12 protein-coding genes are annotated in these 14,841 nt (G+C 66.4%); 10 read left to right on the top strand and 2 right to left on the bottom strand.

Annotated elements, in window-relative coordinates; translation table 11 throughout:
• Positions 1–72 precede the first annotated feature (72 nt).
• Together HWX31_RS24515 and HWX31_RS24510 are read left to right on the top strand one after the other, a co-directional pair.
• A complete protein-coding gene (locus HWX31_RS24515; RefSeq protein WP_010093298.1) occupies positions 73–648 on the top strand; it encodes a TerD family protein in 576 nt (191 codons plus the stop codon).
• 42 nt (positions 649–690) lie between these two features.
• Complete coding sequence (locus tag HWX31_RS24510) at positions 691–1,269, top strand: TerD family protein (RefSeq protein ID WP_059715939.1); 579 nt, start codon at positions 691–693, stop codon at positions 1,267–1,269.
• 113 nt (positions 1,270–1,382) lie between these two features.
• On the opposite strand, the gene HWX31_RS24505 is transcribed toward HWX31_RS24510, so the two are convergent.
• The gene (locus HWX31_RS24505; RefSeq protein WP_208456091.1) at positions 1,383–2,015 is read right to left on the bottom strand and encodes an NADPH-dependent F420 reductase; all 633 of its coding nucleotides are present in this window, start codon (positions 2,013–2,015) and stop codon (positions 1,383–1,385) included.
• Positions 2,016–2,091: 76 nt separating this feature from the next.
• On the opposite strand from HWX31_RS24505, the gene HWX31_RS24500 reads away from it, so the two are divergent.
• Entirely contained in the window at positions 2,092–2,472 is a 381-nt protein-coding gene (locus HWX31_RS24500) for a winged helix-turn-helix transcriptional regulator (protein ID WP_174960722.1), read from the top strand.
• Positions 2,473–2,526: 54 nt separating this feature from the next.
• Here HWX31_RS24500 and HWX31_RS24495 read toward each other — a convergent pair whose 3' ends face one another.
• Positions 2,527–4,221 (bottom strand): cholesterol oxidase substrate-binding domain-containing protein, encoded by a 1,695-nt coding sequence (locus tag HWX31_RS24495; protein WP_174960876.1) that lies wholly within the window; start codon positions 4,219–4,221, stop codon positions 2,527–2,529.
• Positions 4,222–5,353: 1,132 nt separating this feature from the next.
• On the opposite strand from HWX31_RS24495, the gene HWX31_RS24490 reads away from it, so the two are divergent.
• The 7 genes from HWX31_RS24490 (at position 5,354) to HWX31_RS24460 (ending at position 14,839) form a co-directional block, all read left to right on the top strand.
• Entirely contained in the window at positions 5,354–7,252 is a 1,899-nt protein-coding gene (locus tag HWX31_RS24490) for a thioesterase domain-containing protein (RefSeq protein WP_244143837.1), read from the top strand.
• A 136-nt stretch (positions 7,253–7,388) separates the two neighbouring features.
• Positions 7,389–8,219, top strand: coding sequence for a LuxR family transcriptional regulator (locus tag HWX31_RS24485; RefSeq protein ID WP_174960721.1), 831 nt, complete (start codon positions 7,389–7,391; stop codon positions 8,217–8,219).
• Positions 8,220–8,383: 164 nt separating this feature from the next.
• Positions 8,384–9,595 (top strand): alpha/beta fold hydrolase, encoded by a 1,212-nt coding sequence (locus tag HWX31_RS24480; protein ID WP_174960719.1) that lies wholly within the window; start codon positions 8,384–8,386, stop codon positions 9,593–9,595.
• 579 nt (positions 9,596–10,174) lie between these two features.
• Complete coding sequence (locus HWX31_RS24475; protein WP_174960717.1) at positions 10,175–11,830, top strand: AMP-binding protein; 1,656 nt, start codon at positions 10,175–10,177, stop codon at positions 11,828–11,830.
• Complete coding sequence (locus HWX31_RS24470; protein ID WP_174960715.1) at positions 11,827–12,714, top strand: beta-ketoacyl-[acyl-carrier-protein] synthase family protein; 888 nt, start codon at positions 11,827–11,829, stop codon at positions 12,712–12,714. The genes HWX31_RS24475 and HWX31_RS24470 overlap by 4 nt, the downstream gene beginning before the upstream one ends.
• The gene (locus HWX31_RS24465) at positions 12,714–13,844 is read left to right on the top strand and encodes a 3-oxoacyl-ACP synthase III family protein (RefSeq protein WP_174960713.1); all 1,131 of its coding nucleotides are present in this window, start codon (positions 12,714–12,716) and stop codon (positions 13,842–13,844) included. The genes HWX31_RS24470 and HWX31_RS24465 overlap by 1 nt, the downstream gene beginning before the upstream one ends.
• On the top strand, positions 13,841–14,839 hold the full coding sequence (locus HWX31_RS24460; protein WP_174960711.1) for a ketoacyl-ACP synthase III: 999 nt from the start codon (positions 13,841–13,843) through the stop codon (positions 14,837–14,839). The genes HWX31_RS24465 and HWX31_RS24460 overlap by 4 nt, the downstream gene beginning before the upstream one ends.
• The last annotated feature ends 2 nt before the right edge of the window (positions 14,840–14,841 follow it).

The following is a 14,841-nucleotide window of genomic DNA, read 5'->3' as shown; positions in this document are numbered from 1 at the left end:
ACTGTCCACTCGGCCATGCGCAAGCATCGGCCGACAACCCGTAACCCGTAGCAACCACAAGGAGCTGTACGCATGGCACTGACTCTTCAAAAAGGCGGCAACCTCTCCCTGTCCAAAGAGGCCCCTGGCCTGACCAAGATCCTGGTCGGCCTGGGCTGGGACCCGCGCGCCACTGACGGCACCGAGTTCGACCTGGACGCCAGCGCCTTCCTGCTGGGCGCCAACGGCAAAGTCCGCGGCGACGCCGACTTCATCTTCTACAACCAGCTGAAGAGCCCGGACGGTTCCGTCGAGCACACCGGCGACAACCGCACCGGTGCGGGCGACGGCGACGACGAGGTGATCAAGGTCGACCTGAGCCGCGTGCCGGCCGACGTCGACAAGGTTGCCTTCACCGTCACCATCCACGACGCCGACGCTCGCAAGCAGAACTTCGGCCAGGTCAGCAACTCGTTCATCCGCATCGTCAACGAGACCAACGGCGCCGAGGTCGTCCGCTACGACCTCGCCGAGGATGCTTCGGTCGAAACCGCGATGATCTTCGCCGAGCTGTACCGCCACAACAACGAGTGGAAGTTCCGCGCCGTCGGCCAAGGCTACGCCGGCGGCCTGCGCGCGCTGGCCAACGGCTACGGCATGAGCTTCTGATCGCGCAACGCAACTCAATTCAACTGAACAAGGAATCTCACCATGGCTGTCAGTCTGTCCAAAGGCGGTAACGTCTCCCTGTCGAAAGAAGCTCCGGGCTTGAGCGAAGTGCTGGTCGGCCTGGGCTGGGACCCGCGCGTCACCGACGGCACCGAGTTCGATCTCGACGCCTCCATCTTCGTCACGGGCGACAGCGGCAAGGTCCTGAGCGATGCCGGCTTCATCTTCTACAACAACAAGAAGTCCGCCGACGGCTCCGTCGAGCACCTCGGCGACAACCGTTCCGGCCAGGGCGAAGGCGATGACGAACAGGTCGTCGTCAAGCTGACCGGCCTGGCGGCCGACGTGAAGAAGCTGGTGTTCGCCGTGACCATCCACGACGCCGAAAGCCGCAAGCAGTCCTTCGGCCAGGTGTCCAACGCCTACATCCGCGTCGTGAACAAGGCCGATGGCAAGGAAATCGCCCGCTACGACCTGTCCGAAGATGCGTCCACCGAGACCGCGATGATCTTCGGCGAGCTGTACCGTCACAACGACGAGTTCAAGTTCAAGGCGATCGGCCAGGGTTTCGCCGGCGGCCTGAAGCCCCTGGCTGAAGCCCATGGCGTGAACATCGGCTGACGACCGTCGATGGAGAAAGCCCCGGCGGTCTGAACTGACTGACGGCCGGGGTTGACTGGGCCGGGTTCCGTATTGCACGGGACTCGGCCCTCTTTGCTTTGACTCGATCCGCGTTACCCGCCGACCCGGTGATACACGAAGCCCGCATTCGTTCCGCCACCCCGAACGACCGCGATCTGAATGTTGAGATGCGCCATCGCCTCGAGATATCGGGCGTTGTTCAAGGCTCCGGTAACGAGCGGCGCAAATCCCGCGCTCGCGGCGATCTCCGCGACTGCCGCATTGGCCTCGGCATCGTCGCCCGCGATGAATGCGGTCACCGCATGTCCGGCGCGATCGATGCGCTCCGGCGTCATGATGTCGGCGAATACCGTGTTGAAACACTTCACCAGGCGAGCGCCCGGCAGCAAGCGGCCGATCTGCTGCGCGGCGGAGCCGTCGCCGCCCAGCGGGAGGGGCGACCAGTCGTCGCGCAGCGCGTTCGTTGCGTCAACGACGATCTTGCCGGCCAACAGCTCGGCAAGCGGCGGCAACACCTCGGCGCATGCCTGATAGAGGACCGCGATGACGACGACGTCTCCGTGCGCCGCCGCTTCCTCCAGCGACGCTACCCGGTAACGCGCCCGAGGCCGCGCCCGTCCGGGGTCGCGCAGCCCGACCACCACGTCATGTCCGGCTGCGACGAGCAGCTCGGCCAGATTCCCGCCGAAATTCCCGCCACCGAGAAATGCGATCTTCATGGTCATGTTCCTCACGATTGCGTCAGTGGCATCATTCTTTCAATGATGGTTTCCGCAATCAATTAGGTACCTGAAGGTAACCATGTCGAAGAAGATCGAACTGCCGCCGGATGCGTTCCTGAAGGTTTGCCCGTCCCGCGCGGTGCTGTCACGCATCGGGCAGAAATGGACCGTGCTGACCATGGTCGCGCTGCAGAACGGGCCGATGCGTTTCGGCGACATTCGGCGCCGCCTCGAGGGCGTGTCGCAAAAGATGCTGACCCAGACGCTGCGCGCGATGGAGCGCGACGGCCTGATCGAGCGGAACGTCTATGACGAACTGCCGTTGCGCGTCGAGTACATGCTGAGCGGGCTGGCGCTCACGCTTTTGCCGCTCGTCGTCGCGCTGAAGGCCTGGGCGGAGGAAGCGCTGCACGCGATCGAGGCGAACAACGATGCGTTCGATCGCAAATATCCGGCCTGACGTCGTCGGCGCTGCGCGCAAGCCAAAGCGCAGCGCCGACACCCGCCGAAACCGCTACGGCATCAACCGATCCAGCAGCGGCGACCGGAAGATCCGCTGCGGGTCGTAGCGTTCGAGGGTCGCACGCGCCGCGTCCCAGTTGCTCGCGGCGGGCTGGCCCGCACTCTGCAGATTCGGGATCGTGGTGGTGATCATCGTGTCGTCCTGCCACGCGGCCGTGTCGGTGTAGGCCCAGCCCTTCGACCATTCGGGACGCACCGTCGCGTACGCGCCGCTGTAGTTCGCGAGCATCCACTGCTCGATCTCGCGATAGAAGCGATCGGCGGCGGGCGTGCCCGGCAGCGTCAGGATGTCGAACCAGACGGCGACGTCCCATTCCGGATGGTCGGGCCGCGGCTTGAGCGCGGACAGCGTCGGGACCACCGCGCCGGCGCCTGCATCGGCGGGCTTGTCGAGGCCGGTGATGCGGATCTCGACGGGACCGTTCATCGGGTATTCGCCGCGCGCCTTGTACGCATCGATGCGGTTCTGATAGTACTGGACGAACTCGTTGACCACGCGCTGCACGTCGGCGCGCCGCGCGAGCACCGCGTAGCCGTTCGCCGTGACGCGCAGCGTCGTCGGCCGGATGTACTGCAGCACGGTGCGCGACCAGCCCCAGATGTCCACGCTGAGCGTGAGCCCGAGACCGGCGGTCGTGATCGCGTATTGCGTCTGGCCGAACAGCGGCGTGAGCGAGCCCTCGCCGCCGATGATGATCCGCTTGACGAGATCCGACAGCGATTGCGGGATCGAATCGGAGAACGGGTAGTTGTACGGCTGCGTGACGGCGCGCGACAGCAGCGGCTTGCTGGGCGTCAGGGTCCAGACCTTGAGCCACGGGCAAGTCGTGAACGGGAACCAAATCGCTTCCAGCCGGCCCGACTGATCGAGAAACGACGCGACGGTGCGGCCCTGCGACGCGTTGGCCGAGAACAGTTCGGAGGCCGGAATGTCGATGAAGCTCTGGCAGCGCAGCCGCTGGTTCGGCCCGGCCGCCAGCGTGACCTCGACGACGAGCGCCCGGCCGATGTGCGCGAGGAACGCGCCGATGTCGGGATCGTTGCGCTGGAACGTGCGCAGCGCGTATTGCCGGCTGGCGGGATCGAACACGACCGCGGTCAGCGAGATTACCAGGTTGCTCAATGAGCCGTAGGTGTGGCCGGGCTGCAAGGTTTCGCCGGCCGCGGGCACGGCGGTGCCGTGCGCGTCGATCGCGAGCGCGCCGCCGAGCGTAATGTCGCCCGGCGCGGGCGCGGCGACGACGCCGAGGCCGTAATCCTCGAGCTTCGCGAGCAGCGTCTCGAGCGAGACGCCCGTTTGCGCGGTGACGCGCGCCGGCCGCGTCGACGTGTCGACGGACACCGCGGTCAGCGACTTCGTCGTGTCGAGCAGCACGAGGTTCGTGGGGGCGACGCCCGGATCGAGCGTCAGCGGCGACCAGTTGTGCATGTAGCCGCGCGGACGCACCCGGTAGCCGTTCGCGCGCGCCCAGTTGACCGTCGCGACGACGTCGTCGGCGGAGCGCGGCGCGGCGGTCCATACGTCCTGCACGACGATCTCGCCGCTCCAGTTCTGGAACGCCTGCTTGTAGAGCGGAATGTCTCCGGGGAAGCCGGGCGGCGTCGCGCCGGCCGTCGCCGCGTTCGCGGCAACCTGATAGATCGGCGTCCAGCCGGCAACGACACCGGCAGCCGCGAGCTTGGCCATGTCGGCGAGGAACGCGCGACGCGGCTTGGATTCGTCTCGGAAGTCGTGATTCAAGGTGTGCTCCAACTATTGGAATTGTTTTGCAGATGGAAAGGCCAAAGACAACGAGTTGAGACTGCGGATGGTGCTGTTTCGGCGGAACGGATGCGCGTGCAGATTCGCGCGTTGGCTGGCCGGGAGTGAAAAACGATGCGCTCTGGAATATCTCGAAGCGCTATATCCGACGATCGTCAGAATAATGATGGTCCGGGAATGCCTGTTTTCATGGTTTCGGATTATTAAATAAATTCGGAAGCAGTTTTAAAACAGTTGATAATTCGATTTTTACGGCCCGACAAGGTTAGCAACTTGTATTCGATGCGGCAAGTCATGGAGTGATCGAGGGGAATCGGGTTGTATCGCCATGATTATTGCAGTTTCGATAACACTCGAAACAATCGTTTCCGCGAGAAGTTTTGTGTCAAGAAACGATCATCTGATTTATGCGTGTTCTGCAACGTCGATGTCATATTCATCGGAAATGCTATCCGGGCCGTCCCACGGGGCTGGACGCGTGATCGAGCCGACGCGGAGCGGCAGGCGAACGGTTCATGTCGGGTTGCGTGGCAGATTGAATCGATCGTTGAATGAGTCGAAACAGTTCGCTGGAAAGAGACGGCCTGGCGTTTGTCGATGCGTGTCTCATGCTGATCGCGCTAATCCTTAATTGTTCTGAATAAGACGTCTTTGCGGTGGATGTTTTAGCGCAAAAACAAGAGTTTTCTACCGAATTTCGTCGCGTGCAAAGGAAAATTTTCCCGATTCGACGGCGGTTGAATACGTGAGTCGCTTGGAAATCCCCGGAAGTTCAGTGGCCGAGCTGTTTAGTTATATAAAAAGAAACATTTTACTAAATGCAAAATTTTAAATTCATCGTTATCATGCTCGACTAGGATCTGCCTGAGCCAAATTCAATGGGAATAATCGTTTCGTTTTGCGGAAACGATTTTCCGCCGGGCCTGTCTGCCGGGCGGCCAATCAGCAAAGCTCAATGACGGAAGTCGTCTCAGCGGTTTTTCGCAGCATTTGCCAGTAACGATCGTTGATCAACGCGACGCCGCCGGCATGGCGCCGTCGAACACGGAGGAACATCGTGCCTGCTTCACGCTTGTCATCGGCCTTGTCGATCGTCGATGACGGGGCAGCGGTCGCCGCGCCTGAAGATCGATCGTATGCGCACCGCGTCTTCTGGATCGCGGGCTATGCACGCTCGAGCGACGGCGCGCGGCGCGTCTCCGAGCATCTCGGCACGGGCTGGCGTGTGTGCGAGCTGGACGCCGACCCGTCGTGCGATGCGCCGCCGACCGTCGAATGGCTTGCCGCGCGCCTGCTCGAGCGCATCGTCGCGCTCCAGCCGCGCGGGCCGTACCGCCTCGCGGGCTGGGCGTCCGGCGGCCTGCTCGCCTACGAAGTGGCGACCCAGCTGGCCGGGCGGGACGAGACCGTCGCGTTTCTCGGCGTCGCGGATGCGTCGCTGTCGACGGTGGACGCGGCCGGCCGGCCCGGGCATGCCGCCGACGCGCCGGCCGGCGAGCGTCTCGTCGAACTGGTCGCCGAATCGAATGCAACCGTTGGCGTTGCCGCCCGTTCGCGCGACATGCGGCGGGCCGAATGGCTGCGGCTGTTCGATGGCGAAGCGGACGGCGGCCGAGCGAATGGCGGCGGCGCGCGTGCGATCGATCCGCGCGACCTGTTCGCGGACGCGGCGACGTCGGATTTTGCCGAGATCGCGTCCCGGTGCCGCGACGCGGGGCTGCTGCCGCCCGGCTTGCGCGGCCTGAGCGATGCGCAATTGCAGCGATGGCTCGACCGCTGGGCGGCGCTCGATCATGCGTTCGCGCACTACGAACCGTTTCCGCTGTCGATGCCGGTTCACTGGTTCGAGCTGCGCAGTGCCGGCGCCGTCGCAGCGCTGCCGGATCGCGCGGACGGCTGGGCGGCGCGGCTCGAGCCCGGCGAGATCCGCGTGATTGACGTGCCGGCGCAGCACGCGTCGGCGGGCGGCGCCGCGCCGGCGCTCGGCCGCGCGATCGCGCATGCGCTGCAGGACGAGCGCCGCGCGGCGGCCGGCGGCAGCGAACGGAACGCGCGCCCGCCGGAGACGGGCTATTCGCCGCACCTGCCGATCCAGTGCGGGGCGCCGGGCCGCCGGCCGGTCGTGCTGATTCCGGGCGCAGGCGACAACGTCGCGACGTTCCTGCCGTTCACGATCGCGGTGGAGCAGGGCTGGCCGATGCACGGCCTTCAGCCGCGCGGCTTCGACGGCGTGCTCGCGCCGCACGTGAGCGTCGACGCCGCGGTGACCGCGTACCTGCCTGTCGTCGAACGGCTGGCGGCCGACGCGCGCGAGCCGGTGCATCTGATCGGCCATTCGTTCGGCGGCTGGATCGCGATGGAAATCGCGTGCCGGCTGCAGGCGCGCGGCCGCCCGCCCGCGTCGCTGACGATCGTCGACACCGAGGCGCCGGCGTCGGCAGGCCGGCTGGGGCGCCAGTACACGTTCGCGAGCGTCGTGTGGAATCTCGTCCGCGCGCTCGAACAGGCCACGGGCCGCCCGCTCGGCATCGAGCGCGATGCGCTGTTTCGTGCGGACCGGCGCGGGCAATGGGCGATGCTCCATCGCGGCATGGTCGACGCCCGCATCCTTCGCAGCGGCTCAGGGCTGCACGACGTGCGGGGTATCGTGCGCACCTACGGGACGGCGCTGCGCACCGCGTACCGTCCGGCCGACGTCTATGCGGGGCGCGCGACGCTCGTGCTCGCTGCCGACGGTGACGACGCGGAGCGCGGCTTCGTGCCCGAGGACGTGCTGTCCGGCTGGCGGCGCTTCGCGCCGCGGATGGCCATGTGGCGCTGTCCTGGCAATCACTACACGATGATTCGGCCGCCGCACGTCGAGCGCTTCGCGCAATGGTGGCAGCAGACGGTGCGCGGCGACGGCGATCCTGCCGTGGCCGCCGCCGGGGCCGCGCTCGGACTGGCATCGAACTGACATGAAGAAAAGGCGCGCTGTCCGGCGCAAGCCGGACGGCGCGCGATGGCAGCGGAGACGCATCGCGATCCGCGCCGCGCGCGACTGCGCCGGCGGCGCGCCGCTGCCTTCAGGCACGCAATACAAGGAGAGTCAGATGGTCGAAATCTTCGCGAAGCTCGGAAAGGTGATTTCGAGCGCGGGAAGCGAGCGGTTCGCATCCGACATGCACGCGCTGCTGGCCGAGTCGATTCCGCTCGCGATCACCGGGATCAGCGAATGGACGCTCAACGAACCGGAGGGCAAGGTCGTCGACGTGCAATCGCTCGGCGCGTCCGGCGCATCCCGCGACGATCCGCGGATGGTGCCGCACGCGGCGCAGGTCGAGCGGGACCCGGCCGGGCATCCGCTGCTGAACTGGATCGTGAGCGCCAGCGACCGGCAGCTGATTCACATCAACCCGCCCGCGTGGCGCGGCGACGGCAGCAACATGATGCCGCTGCGCGAGACGGGCGCCGGATTCCAGTGTCATCTCGTGTCGCGCAAGGCGAATCGCCGCTACGTGATTTCGCTGCATCGAACGTCGTCGCATCGCGACTTCTCGTTGCAGGAGATGTCGTTCCTGAAGAACTTCGCCGATACGCTGCTGCCGCTCGTCGAGTGGCACGCGTCGACGTGGCGTCACGGCACGGTCGCAAGCGCGGCGCCGCGCGATCCGGCAGCGGGCGCGCCGGGTGTCGAGGCGTTGCGTCGCGACTTCGAATCGCGGCTCGCGCGCTCGGCGGTCGTGCTGTCGGCGCGCGAAAGCGAAGTGTGCCTCGGCCTGCTGGCGGGCAAGATGCTGCGCGAGATGGCGGGCGAGCTCGGCCTGAAGGAGAGCACGGTCGAGACCTACATCAAGCGCGCGGCGGTCAAGCTCGGCATCAGCGGGCGGCACGGGCTCAGGAAGTGGATGATCGACGAACGCGCGTGCGCGTCGGCTGCGTGACGAAGAACTGTATGACGGACCGCTGCGGGGCCGCCGGCGATCGCGACGACCGCATGTGTCCCGGCTTTCCGTTGCAGACAATTCGGCCCACGGGTGCTTCAATCGACGTGCCGGGCGGCGTGCCCGGCGCGCCTGTTCCGTCATCGATCGCCTGGAATCCCTTCATGCACGAATCGACCGCCGCCGCGCTGGACGAGTCCGACTCGGTCCTCGACTTGCGCGTGCTGAGCACGATCCGCGTGTTCCGGCATCTCGCCGCGAGCCTGCCGGGGCCGGTTCGCCTTTGTCTGTTCGACGATGCGTCCGATCGCCCGGCGTCCGATGCGCGCGACGCCCAGCGCGTCGTCGCGATCGCGTTCGCACGCATCGGCGCGCGCGACGTGCGGTTCGAAGCGGACGGCGCGGCACGCCTGTCGTCGTTCGAACTGTTGATGAGCCGGCGCATCAGCGCGGCGTTCGATTACCGCTACGATCACTTCGACACGCCGCAGCGCCTGGCCTGCGCGCAGCGCGAGGCGGAAGACTTCGACTTCGATGTGCTGAGCGCCGGCATCGAGCGGGTGCGGATCGTGCGCGAGGCAGGCGTTTCGCTGTCCGCATACGCGGGCTCGCATCGCGACCGGCCCGCGGTCGTGCTCGCGCTGCCGTGCGGGATGCCGCTCGACCTGTGCCAGCGCTGGTTCGACGCGCTCGCCGAGCGCCACTTCGTGCTGACCTGGGAGACGCGCGCGCTGTTCGGCGCGTGCGATGCGTTCGATGCGGCCCGCACCGACATCGACGCGCAGGTCGACGACCTGTTCGCCGTGATGGACCGCTTCGGCGTCGATCGCGCGCATCTGATGGGCATCTGCGGTGGCGCCGTCGTCGCGTTGCAGGCGGCGCTCGCGCAGCCGGCGCGGGCGGTGTCGCTGAACCTGTGGTACGGCGACTACAACCTGTCGGACGACGCGCTGCGGACGCTGCATCAGCGCAACTGCGCGTGGCTGATGGAGGCCGCCGCGCAGGGGCGCGACGTCGCGCAGGATCTGCAGCGCAGGTTCGCCGATCCATCGACGCTCGTCACCGTTCCGGCCGAGATCGCGCACGCGGCGCTCTATCCGTATGCGAATGCCGAGCTGATGTATCGGTATGCGAAGTTGAGCGATGCGCTCAACAAGGTCGACGCGCTTGCGTTGCTGCCGCGCGTCAGCGTGCCGACGATGGTCGTCGCGGGCGACGACGACGAGATTGCGCATTGCGGCGGGTCGGTGTTCGCCGCCGGGCGGATTCCGGGCGCGCGGCTCGAAGTGGAGGTGGGCGGCAGTCATCCGAAGCTGTTTCGTGCGTCGCCCGTGTCGGCGGCGCGCGCGCTCAAGTTTCTTGCGGGTCACGCGTGACGCGCGAGGCGCTCCCTGTCCGATTGCGTCGCCGCGGGCACGTCTGTCACGGACAGCCGGGACAGTCGTTGACGAGAAGAATCTTGCGAAGCGGCCGATCGATCAATCATTGCCTCTGCTTTGCGAAATAATTTAATTCAGTAGTGCGATTCGTAATTTTCTTGATGTTGATGATATCGGTTCCGCGCAAAGATTTGAATGATCCATCTAGCTTCACACGCGCCATGCATTTAGAATGCCGCCAAGCTTGCAAGATTATTACTTCGGGTTCGAAATTGTTTACTTTTGAATTCGGAATCCTGATTTTATTGCGTTGAAATGAATTGATTGAATTGCTTTCGTCGTGCTTGTTCGTTTTTAAAAAATGGCGCGACGAAATACCTGCAAGTGAATCAACAGGCCGTCATGTGAATGACCGGGTGCGCCGTACGTCACCCGGGGGTGACATGCGCCTGCCGCTTCGACAACCCCTTTTTGCCATCGCGATTCAGGCTGCACGGAACGGGCGCGAGCATAGCGTCCGGCCGCTGCCATGCCGTTATCGCGGACTTTGAACTCACACTCTTGCGAGCGCTGACAATGGACGACTTTTGCCGCGCGAACTTGCCCCCGATCGAGGATTGGCCGAAATTCGTCTTTGATTTGCCGGGGCTGCAGTTTCCGCATTTCCTCAATTGCGCCGCCGCGCTGCTGGATGCCGCAGTCGAGGAACGGGGCTGGGGGACACGCGTTGCGATCACGACCGAAGCGGGCGTGACGTGGTCGTATCGCGAATTGCGCGATGCGAGCAACCGGATCGCCAACATGCTGGTTCATGATGCCGGCCTGGTGGCCGGCAACCGGGTGCTGCTGCACGGCACCAATCACCCGTTCCTTGCCGCGGCGTGGTTCGGCGTGGTCAAGGCGGGCGGCGTGGTCGTCACGACGATGCCGAAGCTGCGCGCGGGCGAACTGTCGACCGTCATCGATCGGGCCAAGGTCACGCACGCGATCTGCGAAGCCGCGCTGTCCACCGAACTCGACGCGGCGATGACGCGCATGCAATGGCGTGGCGATGTCCGGCGCTACGAGACGGCCGACATTCATCCGGGCGACGGCTGGCTCAGCGGCTATTCGGATGAATTCACGGCTGCCGGGACGCGCGCGGACGATCCCTGCCTCATCGCGTTCACGTCGGGGACGACCGGGGAGCCGAAGGCCACCGTCCATTTTCATCGCGACGTGATGGCGGCCTGCCACTGCTTTCCGCAGCACGTGCTCAAGCCCACGGCGAATGACGTCTTCTGCGGATCGCCGCCGCTCGCGTTCACGTTTGGCCTCGGCGCGCTGCTGCTGTTTCCGGTCAGCGTCGGCGCGAGCGTCGTGCTGCTGTCGAAAGCGAGCCCGGAACGCCTGCTGTCCGCCGTCGCCAAGCATCGGGTCAGCATCCTGTTTACGGCGCCGGCGGCCTATCGGGCCATGCTCGGCCATCTCGACAATCACGACGTGTCGTCGCTGCGCAAATGCGTGGCGGCGGGTGAAGCGTTGCCGGCATGGACGCGCGAGGCCTGGCACAAACGGACCGGCATGCACCTGATCGACGGGATCGGGGCGACCGAGATGCTGCATATCTTTGCGTCGACGGGCGACACCGAGTCGAAGCCCGGCGCGATCGGCAAGGCGGTGCCCGGCTACCGCCTGGCGATCGTCGACGAGCAGGGCCAGTGTCTGCCGCCCAACCAGATCGGCTATCTGGCCGTGCAGGGCCCGACCGGGTGCCGCTACCTGAACGACGCGCGGCAACGCGACTACGTCAAGCACGGCTGGAACCTGACGGGCGATGCCGCCTATCTGGACGACGACGGCTATCTGTTTTATCAGGCGCGCGCGGACGACATGATCATCAGCTCCGGCTACACGGTGTCGCCCGGCGAAGTGGAGCAGGTGTTGCTGCGCCATCCCGACGTCGCCGAATGCGCGGTCGTCGGACAGATCGACGAATGGGGCGGCACGCTCATCTGCGCGCACGTCGTGCTGCAGCCGGGAGTCGACGGCTCGGAGGCGCTGACGACGCAGCTGCAGCAGCACGTGAAGGGCGTGATTGCGTTGTACAAGTGTCCGCATCGGGTTGCCTACCACGCCGGCGGTTTGCCGCGCAACGAATCGGGCAAGTTGCGGCGCGCCGCGCTCAGGCAGCAGGCCAATGGCGCGATGCGTTCTCCGAATCACCCTGTCCGAAGCGAGCAAGCGCTATGAAAATTCTTGGAGCCGCGGTGGCCCTGCCGGGCGCGGCGACCGCCGCGCAACCCTATGCCAACGATTACGCGATCAAGGCGGCCAGGCAGGCGCTGCTGCAAGCCGGTTGCCTGCCGTCGGAACTGGACCTGATCGTCAGCCTGTCGATTTCGCCCAGCCGGGTCGCGGACGCGCCGTCGATCGCCGGGCCGCGGCTCGCGCACCCGGTGCAGCGCGACCTGCGTGCGCGGCATGCGGTCGTGTTCGACCTGCTCGACGCGGACTGGACGCTTGCCCTCGATCTCGCGCAGAGCCATTGCCGGCAGCTCGGCTATCGGCGCGCGCTCGTCGTTCGCGCGGAAGCGCTGGCGGACGTCGAGCAGGTCGCCACGAGCGGCTTCGCCGACGGCGCGGGCGCGATCGTCCTGACGCCTTCCGGCCATGAACGCGGTTATGCGAGCAGCTACGCGGACCTCGAGTCGCCCCCGTTCGCGACGCTCGATGCGCTTCCCGCGCGGCGCGTGAACGGCGCCCTGTCTCTGGCCCGGTTCGAGAGCCGATTCGATCACGCAACCGGCCGATTCGACGGCGAACCGGCCAATGCGGCCGCCGCGGTGCGCGCAATGGTCGACGAGGTGCAAAGCCGCATCGACCGGCGTGCCGCCACGCTGTTTTGCGAATCGTGGCTGAGCGGCTGGCCATCGATTGCCGCCGGCGCGGGGGGCGAATGGCGCGTCGATGTCGACGCCGGCCCGGCGGACGTCCCGAACCCGTTCCAGCTGCCCGCGTGGCTCGCGTCCCGCGTCGCAGATTCGATGTCGTTGCGTGACGATGAACATACGGTGGTCGCCATGACGCTGGATCCGTTCCGGCCGCGCATCGCCTGCAGCACGATGGAGGTCTGATGGTGCACAACGTCCGTATCGCAAGTCTCGCCTGCCGCTTGCCGGCACGCCAGGTACCCAACGACGATCCCGTCTTCGCGGGCGTCGAGCCCATTCCGGCGGAATGGTGGCAGTTCTGGGGCATCGAATCGCGCTACATGATCGATCCCGATGCCGGCGAATCCGAGCTTGCGCTGGCCGAGCACACGGCGCGCGACGCGCTCGCCCGTGCCGGCGTGGAGCCCGCCGAGCTCGATCTGGTGCTGTTCAACATGACGTCGCCGTTCGTGTCGCACGCCGACGGCCGGCGCCGTTTCGCGCCGCGGCTGGCGCGTGCGCTGCGCGACCGGCTCGGCGCGACGCGCGCGCTCGACGCCGATGTCGAGATGGAATGCGCGAGCTTCGTGCTGCAACTGCAGATCGCCACCAATCTCATCAAGCAAGGGCGCGTGAAGCGGGCGCTGGTGTGCTCGTCGGAGCGCATGTCGGCGGTGGTCGACTACACCAGCAAGTCGTCGACGAACTTCGGCGATGGCGCGGCCGCGGCCGTGCTCGTCGCCGAGCCGGCCGATCCCGACGGCGCCAATTGGCTGGATGCCGCGTATCACAGCGATGCAACGCGCTACGACATCGCGACGATGCAGTGGCGCAACGCTCGGACTCCAGCCGACGACGCGGCGGTCGACGATGCGGCAAACAACGCCGACAACCCGTTCGGCGTGTATTTCACGCTCAGGCCCGAAGCGCAGGAGGCGATCTCGCGTTTCATTCCGGTGGCCGTTCCCGATATCGTCGAGCGGCTGTTGCATCGGAGCGGGATCGGCGTCGCCGACATCGACGCGATGGTGTTCCACCAGCCGTCGGCGCTGATCGTGCGCGCGTGGGCGCAGCGGCTCGGGCTCAGGCCGGACCAATACGTGATTCGCGTGGCCGATTGTGCTTGCCTCGTGTCGGCCGCCGTGCCGTTTGCGCTGTATGAGTCGATCCGGCGGGGCGTGATCCGGCCGGGATCGCTGGTGGTGCTTGCCGGTGCGGCCGCGGGCTGGAGCTTCGGCGCGCAATTGTGGCGCTGGGGCGAGACCGTCGTGACCGATGCGGGCGATGCGGGCGATGCCGCCGTCGCCGTAACGGAACAGGAGGTCCGGGCATGAGCGCCAGACTCGTCATCGCCGGCATGGGCCACGCGCTGCCGGAACGGATCGTCAGCAACGACGAAGTCGCCGGCATGATCGACACCAGCGACGCATTCATTCGCGAACGCACCGGCGTCGTGGCGCGACGCTATCTCGCCCCCGATCAGCATCTGGCGGACCTCGCGTGCCCGGCCGCGGAACGGGCGATGGCCGACGCCGGCGTGACGGCGCACGACGTCGACCTGCTGATCGTCAATACGCTGTCGCCGGATCATCACGATCCGTCGCAAGCGTGCTACATCCAGCCCCGGCTCGGCTTGCGGGAGGTGCCGTGCTTCGACATCCGCGCGCAATGCAGCGGCGGGCTCTACGGGATCGAGATTGCGCGCCATTTCCTCGCGAGCGGCCTGTATCGCAACGTGCTGCTGATTTGCGCCGAGGCGTTGTCGCGGCGGATCGACACCAGCAACGCCGGCCGCAACCTGTCGATCCTGCTGAGCGACGGCGCCGCCGCGCTGCTGCTGCAGGCGACGGACGACCCGGCGCACGGGCTGGTCGACCTGACGCTCGGCGCCGACGGCACCCAGTTCGACCTGCTCAGCACCGAAGCGCCCGGCGCGCGCCGCCCGCGCTTCATCGACGAAGACGACATCGCGGCCGGCCGGCACCATTTCCGGATGAAAGGCGGGCCGATGTTCGAAGACGCGACGCGGCGGATCGTCGACGCGTGCCGGCAGATGCTCGACAAGCACCGGCTGACGATCTCGGATATCGGCCTGGTCGTGCCGCACCAGCCGAACCTGCGCATCCTCGACACGGTCATCGAGCGGCTCGGGCTGCCCCGCGAGCGCTGCATGATTTCCGTCGATCAGCTGGGCAACATGGCGAGTGCGGCGTTTCCTGTCGCGCTCTCTATCGCGCGCGAGCAAGGCCGCATGCCGGCCGGGCAGCTCAATCTCCTGGTGACCTACGGCGCGGGCGCGACATGGGCCTGCGCCCTTTATCGGAGCTGAAC

It is taken from the genome of Burkholderia ubonensis (assembly GCF_902833085.1).
In the GTDB taxonomy this organism is placed as follows: Bacteria; Pseudomonadota; Gammaproteobacteria; order Burkholderiales; family Burkholderiaceae; genus Burkholderia; species Burkholderia ubonensis.
This window is presented reverse-complemented; position numbering and strand designations above follow the sequence as displayed.